Source organism: Massilia sp. 01N410 (genome assembly GCF_056399665.1).
Genome location: NZ_JBFTRV010000006.1, coordinates 144,034 through 158,774, shown reverse-complemented (window position 1 = coordinate 158,774; position 14,741 = coordinate 144,034). Strand labels below are relative to the sequence as shown.

The window sequence follows — 14,741 nt, the reverse complement described above, 5'->3', positions numbered from 1 at the left end:
AGGGAGACGCAACTGCGAGGTGTAAAAGTCTGCCCGGGAGCATGACGTTTATGAGGCCTTGCCCGCATCGACATACGCTTCCAGTTTTACGTTGATCCAGTCGACTGGCTTGCCATTTTCTTCGCCTTTTGTCGACGAGAGCCCGAAACGGAAGAGTTTTCCGATAAAGCCATTCTTTTGATAATCCTCTGCGGCTTCCAGATTCTTCTGGCCAAGCTTATTTGGTTCCGCTTCAATTTCTCGTGTTCTTGCCAAGGCCCTTGCTTCGAACCTTGCCGGCCTCAAGACGAGATGATGAAGAGGTCTCTTCGCTACCGCGGTCGGGTGCTTGCCTTACCAATTGCCACCGGCTGCGGCGCTGGAATACGTCGGCGGCTGCCGCCCCTATCCGGAATCTGGAGCGCGCGACCTGGAAGCTTGCAGGGGGCAGCAGTTCGTCCCTTGCGAACCATCGGGTGCCGTCGAGCGCTTCTGTATCCTCGCAACGCCACCAACCGCTTGCCGGACAGGGAGCGCCGGTGGCAGCGAAGTTCCCGACCGGCGTCGTGGGAGCGGTTTGGCTTGTGGCAGGCACATGGATGCTTTCTTTTGAAAGCCCCGGCTCCGCCAGCTGGATTGCCGGTACTACCCGTGCTTGATTTCTTCGATCGAGGAGCATCCAGCAGGTAGGCTGGTCAAGTTGGTAGCTCGACTGTTCCCTGCGGAGCTTGTCCCACAGCTTCTGTGGTTGGAGCAGCAGCGCCTGTGGCATGCGTTGGCCTTTTTTCAGGAACTGGCGCTGGCCTCCTGCCACTTCAGCACGTTTTCTGCCATCCTTGCATTGCCACCAGCCGGTTTCGGGACAAATGTCTCCTGCAGATGCCGTATCGCCCGGCTTGGAGCCGGGTGCTTGTTCAGGTTTCGCCGTCGGCGCGGTACTGGTCGGACGCACCCGGATACTGGACGAGATCTTGTCCCATAGCTGGATCAGGGCTTCTTCGCCCAGGAAGCTGATGACGGGCCGGGCGCCTGCATTGACGGGGTGGCCGGTCGACATTTCGAGGTGCATGAATGGGACGAAGACGTTATCGCTCGTGCCATTCACTTCCCAGTTGAAGCCGAAGGTATGTACAAAATTCAGCTCTGTCCATTTTTCCGCTACTTCATCGCCTTCAATCCCGCTGATACTTCGCTTGCCCTTCCTTAATTTATTCATGAGCGGCTTCTGCCACAAAGGCATTTCCGCGTCCACAGCCGTGTCGCGCTCGAGGCGTCCTTCCTTATCCGGTTTTGTTCCTGCGCGAGTATTCAATGCCAAGGCTAGATCCGGATGATCCTTGAAGCCCGCAAACATCACCACGCCTTCGGTATAGTCGGCTGGTAAGGGGTCCAGCAAGATGCCGGGGCCGAAGCAGAATCCGGCGGCAGTGGGTATTTCGTTCGCCGGTACCAGCCTCAGCTGGTCGAGAAGCATTGGTAGGTTGCCGATCTTACTGGGATCGTAATCATCGGCGATGAAGTCGAAGCTCGTTCCCTTGGCGTGAACATAGGCTTCCAGTTTGACGTTGATCCAATCGACCGGTTTGCCGTTTTCTTGGCCTTTCGTCAAATTTCGTCCGAACCGGAAGAGCTTTCCGGTAAAACCATTTTTCTGATAATCCTCTGCGGCTTCCAGATTCTTCTGGCCGAGCTGGTTTGGCTCGGCTTCTATTTCTTTTTGTCTTGCCAAGACCCGTGCTTCAAACTCCTGTTGGGTTTCCTCCTGGGCTGAAATCCAGAATCCTTTCATGTATGCGCGGCCGTAGGAAAAGTCCATGGACTGCGGCAGATCGATCAGGAACCTGCCGATGCAGGCCGTCTTCATCTGTTGCGTCAGTTTTGCCACCGAATAGCGGTCCATCATTGCAGCCCCTATGCCGTAAAGAAGATAAATCCCGTAGAGTGTCGCCAGGACACCGATCAATGGATGCGTCTTCTTGCGCGTTTTATCCATTCTTTCCGAGTTCCTGGACAACTTTGGCGATGCAATAGCAGGTCAGCAGGATAGCGTCGTGATGCTTGTAGCTTTCCTGATGGCGGTAGCCCTGGGTGGCGAACAACTGCCTGACCTTGCCGCCCGGGCCCGCGCCGGACTGTTGCGATACCGTGTCGTCACCGGCCGACTCCTGTTGCTCGACCGAGAAGGTGAGGGTGCGTTTGCCTTCGACCTGTACGGTCCGTGCGCCGTCCGGCGCATGGCCCAGGTATTTTGCCGTTCGAATATTCGACATCGTTACCGGCCCATGTGGCCCGTTGGACGGCTCATGCGCCACCCAGCGGATCTGGCCATATGCAGGATGAGCCTGGTCCGCGCCGTAAAAGGCAAAGCTTGTGGGATGGTAGTAATCCGCCAGCCAGTCGTGAAATTTTTCTGCGGTGTCGATGGCGTCACGGACTCTTTTTCCAACTCCCCCAAACAAGTCTTGGTACAGATCAGCGGGGTTAGTGAGAGCAGGATTGATCAATCCGTACCATGAATCCATGTCGCGATACAGATCGTAGGGATTCGGCTGCGATTCGTTCGGCAGGCTCAGGCAATCGTTGGTCGCCTCGCGCCGCGCGTTCGGTGCGGGAGTCCGGGCCACCCGGACATGCAGCCAGGGCCGCGGGTAGAGCTTGTTCGGCAACAGCTCGAGAGCCCCCGGCGCAACAGACAACACAGGCGTCGTATCCTCGGGCCGCCTGCCGGCGATGTCGGCGAATTTACCCGCCTTGTAGTTGTCGAGCGTATCGTTCGCCGGGTTGTCGCATTCCGTGCCGCAGGCCAGGCGGCGGTAAGCCAGGGGCGCGCCCAAGGCCGGCATGACGCCGTGGATCACACCCAGGATCTTGTCCGGAATGCGCTTGGCGCAGGCACGCCCGACCAGGCCGCCCATGGAATGGGTAACCAGGATCACCTTGTCGCATTCGTGCTTGCGGGTTCGCCACCATTTGACGATCTCGTCGATGCGCCGCTCGAGACGCCTGGCCGATTTGCCGCAGGACTGGAGCCAGTTGTAGCCGCAGGCGTAGATCGGGTACTGGTACCCGGCGTATGTTTCGAGTTCGCTTTCCGTCAGGGGCGCTACCGAGCGCACGCCCCAGCGCCGGAGCGGCTCGCTCTGCATGGCCTGCATGACTTCCTTCCAGCGGGTACGGATGTGTCGCTGGTTGAGCGCATCGAATCGAAAGGTCATTTCAAGGTGGCTCTGCAGTTCGAACAGCAGGTTCCCGTACGAACCATTGAAGATCTCGCCCCAGCCGCGCTCGCGCATGACGCTCTGCTCGAGATGGCAGTGAGGGATATCCAGGTCGCCGGTATCGTCGACTTCTACATAGTCTGGATGCAGGAGGAGTTGGCGTGCTCTCGGACTTCGCTTCTTCCATTCGTTCGCATACAGCAAAGCAGCCGCATCATTGTTCGGCGGCCGCCAGGCCGGCTCCCCCGGCTTGAGCGGGTAACCCGGCGGCAGCTTCACATCGCGCCTGACACGCAGATTCGTTCCCATCGTTCCTGGAATAAATATGACTGGAACAACCTTGTTCGAACCTTTGTACACCAGGCCGCGCGTCTTGAAACTGGTCGGCGTCAGGACAGTGCGCACACTGAGGCTGCCGTCCTCGTTGATTACGGGATCTTTCAAACGACGCAATGGATCTGTCATCTTTGGCTTCACATAAAAAGCTGTAATGCTGGCATGACCAACGGGCGGCACTTCTGCTCGATTCCGACTGCGGCGGGACACACGATAGATCGCCAGCAAAGGAACGATCGGCGCAATGTGCATCGCACAAGTTCATTGCGTCGCGTACCTTTTTCTTTCGAAACTTTGAGGAGATGAGTGCAGTAGGGAATCTAAAAGAGGGATAAATCCGGGCATTGGCCCTGTGCAAGACAAGCTGGCAACTCGTCATCTAGGGATCGCTTGTATTGCTGGGTAAGGGATGAATGCCTGAGCACGGCAACATTTCACGCGCCGCGTGTCGATATGAAAATTTCGAAAAAGAAAATCCTTTTTTAACTTGACCAGAATGGTGCAACGCAGTAATGTAACTAACGCTTTGCAACCCCGAAGCCCACGGTCAGGCAGGACCGGCACACAAGGCCGCTCCCGCATGACGCGCTTTCACATGTAGGCAGTTTGCTCCAACCCGCGCCAAAAGCGCGAGAGACACGCATTCCGCACACAGAAACTCACGCTGAACGAGTTTGCGCCCAGCGCCGGTTCGTAAGTCATCTACGGGTGGCTGAAAGATCGACGTGACCGCAGGAAGAAGGGAAGCATGAGCACTGTTGCGTGACACGTATCTCGTCAGGAACGAGCATCCGATCAATCTCCCTATGGGTCTTGAAAGGAAACGTAATGAGTCACGATTCGGCAGTTCCCATCACGGGCGCTGAGATACTGGTCCGTTGTCTGGCGGAGGAGGGCGTGAAACACGTCTTCGGCTACCCGGGCGGCGCGGTCCTGTATATCTACGACGCCATCTTCAAGCAGGACAAATTCCAGCACATCCTGGTACGCCACGAACAGGCGGCCATCCATGCGGCCGACGCCTATTCGCGCAGCTCGAACCAGGTCGGCGTGGCCCTCGTCACGTCCGGTCCGGGCGTCACGAATGCCGTCACCGGCCTCTCGACCGCCTATATGGACTCGATCCCGATGGTGGTGATTTCCGGCCAGGTGCCGACCCACGCGATCGGCCAGGACGCGTTCCAGGAGTGCGACACGGTCGGCATCACCCGGCCTGTGGTCAAGCACAACTTCCTCGTCAAGGACGTGCGCGACGTCGCCGCGACCATCAAGAAAGCCTTCTATATCGCCCGTACCGGCCGTCCCGGTCCCGTGCTGGTCGATATCCCGAAGGACATCAGCATGCAGAAGGCCCTGTACGAGTATCCGCGCGAGATCGAGATGCGCTCGTACAAGCCGGTCGACAAGGGCCATGCGGGCCAGATCCGCAAGGCCGTGCAGCTGCTGCTGTCCGCCGAGCGCCCGATGATCTATACGGGCGGCGGCGTGATCCTGGCGAACGCCTCGAACGAGCTGAACCGCCTGGTCGACAAGCTCGGCTATCCGGTCACCAACACGCTGATGGGCCTGGGCGCCTACCGCGCCTCCAGCGGCCACTTCGTCGGCATGCCTGGCATGCACGGCACCTATGAAGCGAACATGGCGATGCAGCATTGCGACGTCCTGATCGCGATCGGCGCCCGCTTCGACGACCGCGTGATCGGCAACCCGAAACACTTCGCCAGCAACCCGCGCAAGATCATCCACATCGACATCGACCCGTCGTCGATCTCGAAGCGGGTGAAGGTCGACATTCCCATCGTCGGCAACGTCAAGGACGTGCTGGTCGAGCTGCTGTCCCAGCTCGACGCCGCCGAACAGAAGCCGAATGAGCAGGCGCTGCAGAAGTGGTGGGGCCAGATCGGCGAATGGCGCTCGCGCGAATGCCTGCGCTATACGCCGTCCGACGAAGTCATCAAGCCGCAATCGGTGGTCGAGACCCTTTGGCAGGTGACCGGCGGCGACGCCTTCGTCACCTCGGACGTCGGCCAGCACCAGATGTGGGCTGCCCAGTACTACCCGTTCAACCAGCCGCGCCGCTGGATCAACTCGGGCGGTCTCGGCACCATGGGTGTGGGCCTGCCGTACGCGATGGGCGTGCAGATGGCGAACCCGGGATCCACCGTCGCCTGCATCACGGGCGAGGGCTCGATCCAGATGAACATCCAGGAGCTGGCGACCTGCAAGCAGTATCACCTGACGCCGAAGATCATCCTCCTGAACAACCGCTTCCTGGGCATGGTGCGCCAGTGGCAGGAACTCGACTACAACTCGCGCTATGCCGAGTCGTACATGGATGCGCTGCCCGATTTCGAGAAGCTCGCCGAGGCCTACGGCCACGTCGGCATGCGCATCGAGAAGCCGGGCGACGTCGAGGGGGCCCTGCGCGACGCCTTCGCCATGAAGGACCGCCTGGTGTTCATGAACTTCATCACCGACCGCAGCGAGAACGTCTGGCCGATGGTCAAGACGGGCAAGGGCCTGTCGGAGATGCTGCTGAGCTCGGAGGACCTGTAATGCGCCACATTATTTCCGTCCTGCTCGAGAACGAAGCGGGCGCCCTGTCGCGCGTGGTCGGCCTGTTCTCCGCACGTGGCTACAACATCGAGACGCTGACCGTGGCGCCGACCGAAGACCCGACGCTGTCGCGCATGACCATCGTGACCACCGGCTCCGACGACATCATCGAGCAGATCACCAAGCACCTGAACCGCCTGATCGAGGTGGTGAAGGTGGTCGACCTGACCGAAGGCCAGCACATCGAGCGCGAGCTCATGCTGATCAAGGTGAGGGCGGTCGGCAAGGAGCGCGAAGAGATGAAGCGCACCGCCGACATCTTCCGTGGCCGCATCATCGACGTGACCGAGAAGACCTACACGATCGAGCTGACCGGCGCCAAGAGCAAGCTCGACGCCTTCATCGATGCCATCGACCGCGCTTCCATTCTGGAGACCGTGCGTACGGGCGGCAGCGGCATCGGGCGCGGCGAACGGATTTTGAAAGTTTAAACGTCAAGGCGTGGGCGGAGTGCCCACCCTGCGGTAGGGTGGGTACTCCGTGCCCACGCACTACATACCACACACCAAAACACAGGACACAAAAATGAAAGTTTTCTACGACAAAGACTGCGACCTCTCCCTCATCAAAGGCAAGAACGTCGCCATCATCGGCTACGGCTCGCAGGGCCACGCCCACGCCCAGAACCTGTCGGAATCCGGTGTCAACGTCACCGTCGGCCTGCGCCGCGGCGGCGCTTCCTGGACCAAGGTCGAACAGGCCGGCCTGAAGGTCGCCGAAGTCAACGAGGCAGTCAAGGCTGCCGACGTCATCATGATCCTGCTGCCGGACGAGAACATCGCCCAGGTCTACAAGGAAAACGTCGAGCCGAACGCCAAGCAGGGCGCCGTGCTGGCCTTCGCCCACGGCTTCAACGTCCACTACGGCCAGGTCGTGCCGCGCGCCGACCTCGACGTGATCATGGTCGCACCGAAGGCCCCGGGCCATACCGTGCGCGGCACCTACACCCAGGGTGGTGGCGTGCCGCACCTGGTTGCCGTCTACCAGGACAAGTCCGGCGCCGCGCGCGACATCGCGCTGTCGTATGCGATGGCCAACGGCGGCGGCCGCGCCGGCATCATCGAGACCAACTTCCGTGAAGAGACCGAGACCGACCTGTTCGGCGAGCAGGCCGTGCTGTGCGGCGGCGCCGTCGAGCTGATCAAGGCCGGTTTCGAGACCCTGACCGAAGCGGGCTACGCACCGGAGATGGCCTATTTCGAGTGCCTGCACGAGCTGAAGCTGATCGTCGACCTGATCTACGAAGGCGGCATCGCCAACATGAACTACTCGATCTCGAACAACGCGGAATACGGCGAGTACGTGACCGGCCCGCGCATCGTGACCGAAGACACCAAGAACGCGATGCGCCAGTGCCTGAAGGACATCCAGACCGGCGAGTACGCCAAGTCCTTCATCCTCGAGAACAAGGCCGGCGCCCCGACCCTGATCTCGCGCCGCCGCCTGAACGCCGAGCACCAGATCGAGCAGGTGGGCAGCAAGCTGCGCGCGATGATGCCGTGGATTGCGAAGAACAAGCTGGTGGATCAGTCGAAGAACTAAGTCAGCCAGGAAGGTCATCCCCGCTTTCGCGGGGATGACGCTACTGTCCGCATGAACGACGGTAATGAATTGCAACCGTTTGCAATATTCCATTACATAAATACGCGCCCACCCCAAAACACGCTATCGTTCCGCCTGTAACCAATCAGGAGAACAACAATGCGTCCGTCCCCCCTCATTCTCGCCATCAGCATCGCACTGGCTACCGTCCCGGCCCTGAACGCCCAGGCCCAGAACGCACCCGCCGCAGTCGCGACCACCAGCGGCACCCTGGTCATCGTCCCCGCCTACGGCGAAGTCCGTCATGCCAATGACGAAGCCACCGTCACCTTCTCGGTCGAAGAGCAGGACAAGGACCGCGCCGCCGCCACCGCCCGCGTGAACCAGAAGATGAAGCAGGGCACCGAGATCGTGCGCCGCGAGGATCCGCGTGCGGAGCTCAAGACCGTCAACTACTACAGCTATCCGGTGTATCCGGAAGTGCCGGACACGCCGCGTCCGATGGCCAACCAGCAGGCCGCGCGCCGGGTGCCGATCGGCTGGCGCGTCGGCCAGTACCTGGAAGTGAAGACCCGTAGCCTCGACAACCTGCCGAAGACCGCCGCCGCGGCCCAGAAGGTGCTGGGCATCACCAACATCGACTACCACCTGAGCCCGGAGCTGACTCGCAAGCTGGACGACGAGCGCATCGCCGCCACCTACCGCAACCTGAACGAGCGCGTCGCCTCGATCGCGCGCGCGATGGGCCGCAACGTCAACGATGCCGTCATCGATACCGTCGACTTCGAAGGCAGCGGCAATTACGTGGGCGGGCAGGGCGATGTGGCCGCGGCGCCGATGGCCATGATGCGCGCCAAGCACGCAGAAGCCGCCGAGATGCCCGAGCCCAGCTTCGAGCCGGGCGAGACCCGTCTGCAGATGCGCCTGGTGGGCAAGGTGAAATTCCGGTAAGCGTATCGGTTCGCTAACACCCGTGCGCGGCCATATAATGGCGTGGTCCGCGCCCGCGCGCGCTGTTACCGAATAACAATACTTATGCCAACATTTCCACGCCGCAGAAAGAGCGGCGCACCCAAGACCTCGCGCTTCGGCCGTTTCAGCCGCTTCAGCCGCGCTCCGCGCAAGACGGACGCGGCGGCCCGCCCGCGGCGCGGCATCTACCTGCTGCCGAATGCCTTCACGACCGCCGCCCTGTTCGGCGGTTTCTACGCGATCGTGATGGCGATGAACCAGCGCTTCGACCAGGCTTGCTGGGCCGTGTTCATCGCCATGGTCCTCGACGGCCTGGATGGCCGCGTGGCCCGCCTGACGAACACCCAGTCGGAATTCGGCGCCCAGTACGATTCGCTGTCCGACATGGTGTCCTTCGGCGCCGCGCCGGCCCTGGTGATCTACGAATGGTCGCTGCGCGGCCTGGGCAAGCTGGGCTGGATCGCCGCCTTCGTCTACTGCGCCGGCGCCGCGCTGCGCCTGGCCCGCTTCAACACCAATATCGAAGTCGTCGACAAGCGCTTCTTCCAGGGCCTGCCCAGCCCGGCCGCGGCGGCCCTGGTGGTCGGCTTCGTGATGATGATGACCGATCCCGAGATCAACATCAGCCCGCGCCAGGCCGACTGGATCTCCTGGTGCATCGCGCTGTTCGCCGGCCTCACCATGGTCACCAACGTGCCGTTCTACAGCTTCAAGGACGTCAACTTCCGCAAGTCGGTGCCCTTCATCGTCGTGTTCCTCGTCGCGCTGGGACTGGCCCTGCTGGCGATCGACCCGCCGAAGGTGCTGTGGCCGCTGTTCGTGCTGTACGGCCTGTCCGGCTATGCCGTGTACCTGTGGCGCCTGGCCAAGGGCAAGCCGGTCAGCATCGTGCAGACCGAGGAAGAGCCGCTGGATCCGAGCGAGCGACGCTGATCCGCGCGCCCGATGGTATGCTGAAGCCATGACTACCGATTCCGACATTGAGCTGTCCGGCCCTTTCCAGGCCAAGGACGGCAACGGCCGTACCCTCGACGTGAAAGCGATCCGCATCTTCGACGAGGGCTACGGGATCATCGACGTGTACGTGGAGTTCAAGGCCCAGCTCGAGCCCGGCGCCCACAAGGATCCGGTGCTGCTGCGCCAGATCGTCGACCGCCTGCGCGCGGTCGGCTACAAGGGGCCGGACTTCGGGCTCAGCGATCCCGGCCTGCAGGAAAGCCGCCTGATCGTGCTCGAGGCGCCCGAGGAGTTCGCCGCCTTCGCCAAGAGCCGCGGCTGGAAGAACCTGGCCGAGGATTTCGACGACGAGTAATTTCGGCCCGCCGGCCTAATCCCGCAGCGTGCGCCACTCCTGCTGCGTCGCCGGCTGCTCGTGCTGCGGGCAGCTGGTAATCCTCTGCTTGCCGTGCTTTTCGATCATGTCGATGCTGGTGGCGGGCGAGCGGTCCGTGATGCAGTAGGTGCCGTTGCCGGTGATGACGCGCGAGCGGCGCGCGCCGTCGCCGGTGTCGTTCACCAGCGATTCCACCTTCGGCGCTTCCCAGATCCTGCCGGGCGCCAGCGCGGCGGCTTCCTCCATCTTCCTGCGCATGCGGATCTGCGGGCTGTCCAGCGGGGCGCCGATATACGGCCTGTTTTCCTTGCGCAGCGCCTTGTCGATGCCGCCGATGTCGCGCCTGGCGCGTTCCATGATCTGTTCGGCGCTCGGCTTCGTTGCGGCGGGCCGGGATGGCGCCTCGGCGCTCGTGCTGGATGGCGGAGCCATGCTGTCTGCCGGCGCCGCGAGCGGTGGTGATGCCGGCAAGGGCGGCAGGGTGATGGCGGGGGTGGGGAGGTGCGGATGCCGTGCGGGAGCTTCCTTGCGCGGTGGGGCGTCCTCGTCCTTCGGCGCCGTCGCCGTCGGAGGCCGCGGTCTCGGCAGCGGAATCCATACGGTGCGGCCGCGCGTCTCGTCATCCGGGCGGGCCGGCGCCGGCAGCGTGCGCAAGGCCTGCCAGCCGATCAGCAGCGCCAGGTGCACGAAGGCTGTCAGCAGCAAGCCCAGGCGGCGGTCGGTGGCAGCTGTGTTGTAGGCAAGGTTCATGCAGAAAAAGTATAGCGGCCGCCGGGCGCCGCTTTCTCACACATCCTCACCGTCCGCTTAACCCGGCCTTAAGACTCAGCGGTGCCGGAAGCGGTCGTCGTACATCGGATCCGGCCCGTTCAGCATCTGCCGCACGACACCCTGCTGGTCGAAGTGGACGTTCATCATCGAATTCCACACGCCCGCTTCCTTGTAGCGGTAGGACCAGACTTCGTAGTTGTGGAAGGCCACGCGCGAGATCTCGGCCGGGCGGCCGAAGTTGCGCAGGATGTCGTCCTTGGTCCACTGGTCGACCTTCACCTTGGCGAAATTTTCGCTGGTCAGCACCTGCTCGTAGGAGAGCAGGTGGCCGTCCGGCCCGATGCGCGCCATGTGCTGGAACTGGCCCATCGGCTGGCCGCGGTACTCCAGCACCTGGCCGCCGTCCGGCTCCGGGTAGCTGGCGGCCGGCTGGCCCAGCGCGGCCGTGACCTCGGCCAGCGGCGCGCCGACCGGCGGCGGCTGGCGGAACAGCGGGGCGCAGGCGGACAGGGAGAATGCGAGCGCCGCCGCCAGCGTCATCGTCCCGATCGAATGCTTCATTGCTAGCCTCCTTGTGCAAAGTGCAGCCGGCGCTCACAGACCCTTGTAACGGTCGTCGAGCAGCGGGTCCGGGCTGTTGAACACGCGCAGCACCGTGCCGCGCGCATTGAAGCCCACGTTCATCACCGAGTTCCACACGCCTTTTTCCTTGTAGCGATAGGACCAGATCTCGCCTTCCTCCAGGCGCGAGCGTACGACCTCGGCCGGGCGGCCGAAGTTGCGCAGGACGTCATCGCGGTTCCAGCGGCCGACCTCGATCCTGGCGAAGTTCTCGCTGGTCAGCACCTGCTCGTAGGAGATCAGCCTGCCGTCGGCGCCGATGCGCGCCATGTGCTGGAACTGGCCCATCGGTTGGCCGCGGTATTCGAGCACCTGGCCGCCGGCCGGGTCGGGGTAGATTGCATCCGGCTTGCCGAGCCTGGCCGTGACTTCGGCCAGCGGCGCGCCGACGGCGGGCGTCCGGCGGATCATCGGGGCGCAGGCGGAGAGCGACAGGATCAGTGCGAGGGTAGCGGCGGTGTTGAGCGTTTTCGTCATCGGTTTATGCATTCAAAGTCCATGAGGCATGCCAAAACGGCAATGCCGGTCCCCCACATTGTATAGCGAAGCCGAAGAATTTCTGGCTTCACCCGGCGTTTTCAAATATACTTCCCGGTCTTGGCCTCAAGGCCAGGTTTCTTAACAACTCACGGTGCGCTGGGTTCCGACTCTTGCACCGCATGTGAAAGGTAACATCATGACCGTAGAAAACATCAACAAAGCCGCCATCATCGCGGACAACGCACGTGGCGACAAAGACACCGGTTCGCCGGAAGTCCAGGTTGCACTGCTGACCGCCCGCATCAACGAACTGAACGGCCACTTCAAAGAGCACCAGAAGGACCACCACTCGCGCCGCGGCCTGATCATGATGGTCAACCGTCGTAAGAGCCTGCTGGCTTACCTGAAGCGCAAAGACCTGAACCGCTACCGCGACCTGATCGCCAAGCTCGGTCTGCGTAAGTAATCTACGCATTGAGCCAATCGGCTTGATCACGAAATGCCTGCGTCAGTTCGGCTGCCGCAGGCATTTTGTTTTTCTGCGTTTTGGCGTTTTTCGGGGTCAGAGCCCGGTTCACTCGGGTGGGCCCTGACCCCGAAAAGCGCCAACTGACTTGCAGTAAAGGCTATCGAAGCCAGATGGCCCGTGGTGAGGTGAACGACAGCGCCTGAAAATCTGTCGGCAAATAGAAAGGGATTACCCATGTTTAACAAAGTTACGAAAACCTTCCAGTACGGCGACCATACCGTGACCCTGGAGACCGGCGAGATCGCTCGCCAGGCTTCCGGCGCCGTCCTCGTGTCGGTCGAGGACACCGTCGTCCTGGCAACCGTGGTGGCGAAGAAAGACGCCAAGCCGGGTCAGGACTTCTTCCCCCTGACGGTCGACTACATCGAGAAGAGCTACGCCGCCGGCAAGATCCCGGGCGGCTTCTTCAAGCGCGAAGGCCGTCCGTCGGAGAAGGAGACCCTGACGTCGCGCCTGATCGACCGTCCGATCCGCCCGCTGTTCCCGGAAGGCTACCTGAACGAAGTCCAGGTCATCATCCACGTGCTGTCCGTGAATCCTGAGATCGATCCGGACATTCCGTCGATGATCGGCGCCTCGGCCGCCCTGTGCGTGGCCGGCATCCCGTTCAGCGGCCCGATCGGCGCCGCCCGCGTCGGCTACGCCAACGGCCAGTACATCCTGAACCCGACCACCACCCAGCTGAAGACCTCGCAGATGGACCTGGTCGTCGCCGGCACCGAACACGCCGTGCTGATGGTCGAATCCGAAGCCCAGCAGCTGTCGGAAGAAATCATGCTGGGCGCGGTCGTCTACGGCCACGAGCAGATGAAGGCAGTCATCGACGCCATCCACGCCCTGGTCGAAGAAGGCGGCAAGCCGGAAGTCGAGTGGAGCCCGGCACCGAAGAACGAGACCCTGATCGCACAAGTCGCGCAACTGGCAGAAGCCAAGGTCCGCGACGCCTACCAGACCCGCGAAAAATCGGCGCGCCAGCAGAAGCTGAAGTCGCTGTCGGGCGAAGTGATGGCCGGCCTGTCCGAGCAAGGTATCGAAGCGGATGCGGCCGAAGTCGGCAACATCCTGTTCGACATGGAAGCCAAGGTCGTGCGTTCGCAGATCCTGGACGGCGAGCCGCGCATCGACGGCCGCGACACCCGCACCGTGCGTCCGATCTCGATCCGCACCAGCGTCCTGCCGCGTACCCACGGTTCGGCCCTGTTCACCCGCGGCGAAACCCAGGCCCTGGTGATCGCCACCCTGGGCACCGGCCGCGACAGCCAGAAGATCGACGCGCTGATGGGCGAGTACACCGACGACTTCATGATGCACTACAACATGCCTCCGTTCGCCACCGGCGAAACCGGCCGTGTCGGCACCCCGAAGCGCCGCGAAATCGGCCACGGCCGCCTGGCCAAGCGCGCGCTGGTCGCCGCACTGCCGGCGCCTGAAGAGTTCAGCTACTCGGTGCGCCTGGTCTCGGAAATCACCGAGTCGAACGGTTCGTCGTCGATGGCTTCGGTCTGCGGCGGCTGCCTGGCGCTGATGGACGCCGGCGTGCCGATGAAGGCCCACGTGGCCGGCATCGCCATGGGCCTGATCAAGGAAGGCGGCAAGTTCGCCGTCCTGACCGACATTCTGGGCGATGAAGACCACCTGGGCGACATGGACTTCAAGGTGGCCGGTACCGCCAACGGCATCACCGCGCTGCAGATGGACATCAAGATCCAGGGCATCACCAAGGAAATCATGCAGGTGGCGCTGGCACAAGCCAAGGACGGCCGTCAGCACATCCTGGCCGAGATGCAGAAGGCCATGCCGACCGTGAAGACCGAGCTGTCGGACTTCGCACCGCGCCTGATCACCATCCGCATCAACCCGGAAAAGATCCGTGACGTGATCGGCAAGGGCGGCGCAGTCATCCGCGCGCTGACCGAAGAAACCGGCACCCAGATCGACATCACCGACGAAGGCATCGTGACCATCGCGTCGGTCGACGCCGCCGCCGGCCAGGAAGCCAAGCGCCGCATCGAAGAGCTGACCGCATCGGTCGAAGTGGGCAAGACCTACGACGGCACCGTGCTGAAGCTGCTGGACTTCGGCGCCATCGTCCAGGTCATGCCGGGCAAGGACGGCCTGCTGCACATCTCGCAGATCGCCAACGAGCGCGTCAACGCCGTTGCCGACTACCTGAAGGAAGGCCAGCAAGTGCGCGTGAAGGTCCTCGAGACCGACGAGCGCGGCCGTCTGAAGCTGTCGATGAAGGCTGCCGCCGCGGATGACGCGGCGGCGGGTGCGGCGCAGTAAGCTGCGTGCTCCCTCGGCCGCTTCCGCGGCCTGCCAAATGAAAACCGCCAGTGCGTGA

At 62.4% G+C, this 14,741-nt stretch carries 14 protein-coding genes; 8 read left to right on the top strand and 6 right to left on the bottom strand.

Annotation, left to right across the window (positions count from 1 at the left end):
- Window positions 1–48: 48 nt before the first annotated feature.
- From AC1DOP_RS10475 to AC1DOP_RS10465, 3 genes are read right to left on the bottom strand one after another with little or no spacing between them, the layout of a single operon-like run.
- Window positions 49–255, bottom strand: coding sequence for a hypothetical protein (locus AC1DOP_RS10475; protein WP_477250978.1), 207 nt, complete (start codon window positions 253–255; stop codon window positions 49–51).
- Window positions 233–1,972 (bottom strand): T6SS immunity protein Tli4 family protein, encoded by a 1,740-nt coding sequence (locus AC1DOP_RS10470; RefSeq protein WP_477250976.1) that lies wholly within the window; start codon window positions 1,970–1,972, stop codon window positions 233–235. The genes AC1DOP_RS10475 and AC1DOP_RS10470 overlap by 23 nt, the downstream gene beginning before the upstream one ends.
- Window positions 1,965–3,785 (bottom strand): PGAP1-like alpha/beta domain-containing protein, encoded by a 1,821-nt coding sequence (locus AC1DOP_RS10465; protein ID WP_477250974.1) that lies wholly within the window; start codon window positions 3,783–3,785, stop codon window positions 1,965–1,967. The genes AC1DOP_RS10470 and AC1DOP_RS10465 overlap by 8 nt, the downstream gene beginning before the upstream one ends.
- A gap of 576 nt (window positions 3,786–4,361) precedes the next feature.
- Here AC1DOP_RS10465 and AC1DOP_RS10460 point away from each other — a divergent pair.
- The 6 genes from AC1DOP_RS10460 (at window position 4,362) to AC1DOP_RS10435 (ending at window position 9,975) form a co-directional block, all read left to right on the top strand.
- Complete coding sequence (locus AC1DOP_RS10460; RefSeq protein ID WP_477250972.1) at window positions 4,362–6,089, top strand: acetolactate synthase 3 catalytic subunit; 1,728 nt, start codon at window positions 4,362–4,364, stop codon at window positions 6,087–6,089.
- Window positions 6,089–6,580: an acetolactate synthase small subunit gene (gene ilvN / locus AC1DOP_RS10455; RefSeq protein ID WP_442121815.1), complete on the top strand. Its 492-nt coding sequence runs from the start codon at window positions 6,089–6,091 to the stop codon at window positions 6,578–6,580. The genes AC1DOP_RS10460 and ilvN overlap by 1 nt, the downstream gene beginning before the upstream one ends.
- A 94-nt stretch (window positions 6,581–6,674) precedes the next feature.
- Window positions 6,675–7,691: a ketol-acid reductoisomerase gene (gene ilvC, locus AC1DOP_RS10450; RefSeq protein ID WP_047826307.1), complete on the top strand. Its 1,017-nt coding sequence runs from the start codon at window positions 6,675–6,677 to the stop codon at window positions 7,689–7,691.
- Window positions 7,692–7,850: 159 nt separating this feature from the next.
- Window positions 7,851–8,642, top strand: a complete 792-nt coding sequence (locus AC1DOP_RS10445) for an SIMPL domain-containing protein (RefSeq protein ID WP_477250969.1) — start codon at window positions 7,851–7,853, stop codon at window positions 8,640–8,642.
- A gap of 84 nt (window positions 8,643–8,726) precedes the next feature.
- Window positions 8,727–9,596, top strand: a complete 870-nt coding sequence (pssA, locus tag AC1DOP_RS10440; RefSeq protein ID WP_442121813.1) for a CDP-diacylglycerol--serine O-phosphatidyltransferase — start codon at window positions 8,727–8,729, stop codon at window positions 9,594–9,596.
- 28 nt (window positions 9,597–9,624) lie between these two features.
- Window positions 9,625–9,975 (top strand): hypothetical protein, encoded by a 351-nt coding sequence (locus tag AC1DOP_RS10435; RefSeq protein ID WP_477250967.1) that lies wholly within the window; start codon window positions 9,625–9,627, stop codon window positions 9,973–9,975.
- Between the two features lie 15 nt (window positions 9,976–9,990).
- Here the strand turns inward: AC1DOP_RS10435 and AC1DOP_RS10430 are convergent, their stop codons facing one another.
- The 3 genes from AC1DOP_RS10430 to AC1DOP_RS10420 form a co-directional block, all read right to left on the bottom strand.
- A complete protein-coding gene (locus tag AC1DOP_RS10430) occupies window positions 9,991–10,746 on the bottom strand; it encodes a hypothetical protein (RefSeq protein ID WP_477250965.1) in 756 nt (251 codons plus the stop codon).
- Between the two features lie 75 nt (window positions 10,747–10,821).
- Window positions 10,822–11,328: a hypothetical protein gene (locus AC1DOP_RS10425; protein ID WP_442121810.1), complete on the bottom strand. Its 507-nt coding sequence runs from the start codon at window positions 11,326–11,328 to the stop codon at window positions 10,822–10,824.
- A 33-nt stretch (window positions 11,329–11,361) separates the two neighbouring features.
- Window positions 11,362–11,865: a hypothetical protein gene (locus tag AC1DOP_RS10420; RefSeq protein WP_477250962.1), complete on the bottom strand. Its 504-nt coding sequence runs from the start codon at window positions 11,863–11,865 to the stop codon at window positions 11,362–11,364.
- A gap of 199 nt (window positions 11,866–12,064) precedes the next feature.
- Between AC1DOP_RS10420 and rpsO the strand changes: the two genes are divergently transcribed.
- Both rpsO and pnp read left to right on the top strand, forming a co-directional pair.
- Window positions 12,065–12,334, top strand: coding sequence for a 30S ribosomal protein S15 (gene rpsO / locus AC1DOP_RS10415; RefSeq protein WP_036175277.1), 270 nt, complete (start codon window positions 12,065–12,067; stop codon window positions 12,332–12,334).
- Window positions 12,335–12,571: 237 nt separating this feature from the next.
- Window positions 12,572–14,683, top strand: coding sequence for a polyribonucleotide nucleotidyltransferase (gene pnp, locus AC1DOP_RS10410; protein ID WP_442121808.1), 2,112 nt, complete (start codon window positions 12,572–12,574; stop codon window positions 14,681–14,683).
- Window positions 14,684–14,741 lie beyond the last annotated feature (58 nt).

Bases quoted from the DNA above. Each gene is read 5' to 3' on its own strand.
- AC1DOP_RS10430 (WP_477250965.1), bottom strand. From the start codon at position 10,746: ATGAACCTTGCCTACAACACAGCTGCCACCGACCGCCGCCTGGGCTTG.
- ilvC (WP_047826307.1), top strand. From the start codon at position 6,675: ATGAAAGTTTTCTACGACAAAGACTGCGACCTCTCCCTCATCAAAGGC.
- AC1DOP_RS10470 (WP_477250976.1), bottom strand. From the start codon at position 1,972: ATGGATAAAACGCGCAAGAAGACGCATCCATTGATCGGTGTCCTGGCG.
- AC1DOP_RS10465 (WP_477250974.1), bottom strand. From the start codon at position 3,785: ATGCACATTGCGCCGATCGTTCCTTTGCTGGCGATCTATCGTGTGTCC.
- AC1DOP_RS10460 (WP_477250972.1), top strand. From the start codon at position 4,362: ATGAGTCACGATTCGGCAGTTCCCATCACGGGCGCTGAGATACTGGTC.
- pnp (WP_442121808.1), top strand. From the start codon at position 12,572: ATGTTTAACAAAGTTACGAAAACCTTCCAGTACGGCGACCATACCGTG.
- AC1DOP_RS10425 (WP_442121810.1), bottom strand. From the start codon at position 11,328: ATGAAGCATTCGATCGGGACGATGACGCTGGCGGCGGCGCTCGCATTC.
- ilvN (WP_442121815.1), top strand. From the start codon at position 6,089: ATGCGCCACATTATTTCCGTCCTGCTCGAGAACGAAGCGGGCGCCCTG.
- rpsO (WP_036175277.1), top strand. From the start codon at position 12,065: ATGACCGTAGAAAACATCAACAAAGCCGCCATCATCGCGGACAACGCA.
- AC1DOP_RS10435 (WP_477250967.1), top strand. From the start codon at position 9,625: ATGACTACCGATTCCGACATTGAGCTGTCCGGCCCTTTCCAGGCCAAG.
- AC1DOP_RS10420 (WP_477250962.1), bottom strand. From the start codon at position 11,865: ATGACGAAAACGCTCAACACCGCCGCTACCCTCGCACTGATCCTGTCG.
- pssA (WP_442121813.1), top strand. From the start codon at position 8,727: ATGCCAACATTTCCACGCCGCAGAAAGAGCGGCGCACCCAAGACCTCG.
- AC1DOP_RS10445 (WP_477250969.1), top strand. From the start codon at position 7,851: ATGCGTCCGTCCCCCCTCATTCTCGCCATCAGCATCGCACTGGCTACC.